Raw genomic sequence first — 2,501 nt, 5'->3', positions numbered from 1 at the left:
TTGCACGCCAAACTGAGCGGCTGTGGCGGAATACTCGAAGCCCTGGGGCATTTCGGCTTTCTGGGTCCCATGGGTATCGACTCCGAATTGCCTGGTCTGGGTATCAAGGGCAAGGCCGAGCTGGTGATGGTCTACCACCGCTTGCCCTACGAAGAGGTGATCGAGGACGGCCAGCTGATACGCCGTCCGCCGTCGTCGCCCAACGGCATCCTGCCGACGCTGCTGAGCTTCTTCTCCCAGGGCCAGCAAGGCTCCTGGGTTGCGTGGTCGATCCATGATCCGCGCAAGGACCGCGGATTCGAGGTGCATACCAAGGTCGACAGCGAGCGCTATCCGAACCTGGTCGCGGCGCGGGTGGCCCTGAGCAAGAACGATGTGGATGTGTTCTACAAGCGGTTCTCGAAAGAAGCTTTCTGGCCTACCTTGCACACCTTTTGGGAGCGGGCGATTTTTCGCGAGGAAGACTGGGCAGTGTTCCTCAAGGTCAACCAGCTGTTTGCCGAGCGTACGGCCGCCGAGGCCGCAGAGGGCGCGGTGGTCTGGCTGCACGACTACAACCTGTGGATGGTGCCGGCATACCTGCGCCCGCTGCGTCCGGATCTGACCATCGCGTTCTTCCATCACACCTATTTCCCGTCCGCCGACGTATTCAACGTGTTGCCCTGGCGCCGCGAGATTATCGGCAGCCTGCTGCAGTGCGATTATGTGGGCTTTCATATCCCGCGGCAGTCGGAGAATTTCGTCGACGTGATACGCGGCGTCGCACCGGTCGAGGTGCTGCAGACCCAGGACTGCGCCCCGCGCTTTCTCAGCTACGGTTGCGCGGTGGGCCTGGACAACATGACCCGCAGCGTGGCGGTGCACGGTCGGCATATCGGCCTGGGCGCGCATCCGGTGGGCCTGGATGTAGGCCGGGTGAAGGAAGTCATCGATCAGCCCGAGTGCCAGGAGCAGATGGAAACCCTGCGTGAACAGCTCAAGGGTCTGCGCGTGGTGTTGTCGGTCGAGCGGCTGGACTATACCAAGGGTATTCTGGCCAAGATGCTTGCGTTCGAGGCGCTGCTGGACGCGCATCCCGAGCTTGTCGGCAAAGTATCACTGCTGACCATCTGCGTGCCGGCCGCGGCGGAAATGACCATCTACGACACGCTGTTGCAGCAGATCGAACAGGCCGTGGGACGCATCAACGGACGCTTCTCACAGGTCGGCTGGACCCCGGTGCATTTCTTCTACCGGGCCTTCCCGTTCCGCGATCTGATTGCCTATTACCTGATGGCCGATGTGATGTGGATTACGCCGCTACGCGACGGTCTCAACCTGGTGGCCAAGGAATATGTAGCCACCCAGGGCCTGTGCGAGGGCAGAGGGGTACTGGTGCTGTCGGAATTCGCCGGCGCCGCCGCCGAACTGCACGGCGCCCTGTTGACCAACCCCCACGATCCGCACGACCTGCGCGATACCCTCTACGTGGGTCTGACCCTGGGGCGTGCTGATCGGGAATCACGTATTCGTTCGATGTTTGCGATTGTGCAGCACAATGACATCAAGCGCTGGGGCGATGAGTTCCTGCAGGCGGTACACGACAGCCGTCAGGAGGGGATCAGGTATCTGGCGGAGAAGGGTGAGTAATAGGGCAAGAAATCAAGGTCAAAATGGATTCCCGCCTTCGCGGGAATGACGGAGTGTCTGGGGGCGGGAATGACGCGGTTTGACCGTCCACCGGCAATACGCCGGGCCATTAGCCTGACAGGCATGTTGCGCGGCAGCACCTTTGCTAGACTGGCGCGATGACCAAACCTACTCCTGACGATCTGCTGCCGGCTGATTTTGACCACTATGTGCTTTCCTGCCTGGCCGATGCGCCGGGCGGGGTCGACGAGTTTTCGCTGATCAAGAAGCTTGCGGAGCGTTTTCCCGACACCCTGTTTGCCGTGCCGGGGGCGCTGCGCGACCCGCTATTGCTGTTTCAGATGCACTTTCTGCTTTTCCATGCGCTGTATCGGCTGTCCGACAGTCTTGCCGGGCAGGCTCTTGAGCTGCAGGTGCATGCCTTGAGCATTCGCGTGCTGCCGCGGGCCGGGGCGGGGCAGCAGGGTACGCGGTTGAGCAAATCTGACCCGCTTCGCAGCTACTACATGGACTGGGAACAGTGGCTGACGACGCAGGGCGAGGATGTGGAGCGCCTGCTCAGCGGTTTTCGTCAGGGCAACTTCGCGGTCAGCCAGCAGGAGGTCGACGCTGCGCTGGGCACCTTCGAGTTGGCGGAGCCGGTCGACGCGCGGCGCATCAAGCAGCGATATCGTGAATTGATGAGCGCGCACCACCCCGACAAGGGGGGTAGCACCGAGAGAGTGCAGGATGTCAATCAGGCGCTGTTAATACTCCAACGCTATTACGGGAAGCCCTGAAGTCGCCAATCACTCTAAGGAAGCAGCGTACTTGTCATGCTTTTTTGACTATAGTCATGGATAAGGGATTGCGACAAAGCGCCGCACCTGTAC

The 2,501-nt window shown here is 61.1% G+C and carries 2 protein-coding genes; both read left to right on the top strand.

The annotated features are described in order from the left end of the window. The coding region (ggpS, locus tag ABYA88_RS16085; RefSeq protein ID WP_373188395.1) for a glucosylglycerol-phosphate synthase at positions 1 to 1,629 on the top strand (1,629 nt) is incomplete at its 5' end. Positions 1,630 to 1,787: 158 nt separating this feature from the next. Then, positions 1,788 to 2,408 (top strand): DNA-J related domain-containing protein, encoded by a 621-nt coding sequence (locus ABYA88_RS16080; RefSeq protein WP_373188394.1) that lies wholly within the window; start codon positions 1,788 to 1,790, stop codon positions 2,406 to 2,408. The last annotated feature ends 93 nt before the right edge of the window (positions 2,409 to 2,501 follow it).

Origin of the sequence: Halopseudomonas sp. (genome assembly GCF_041579695.1) — a bacterium.
Classification (GTDB): domain Bacteria; phylum Pseudomonadota; class Gammaproteobacteria; order Pseudomonadales; family Pseudomonadaceae; genus Halopseudomonas.
The sequence above is the reverse complement of the archived record's forward strand: the minus strand, read 5'-3'. Positions and strand labels throughout refer to the sequence as shown.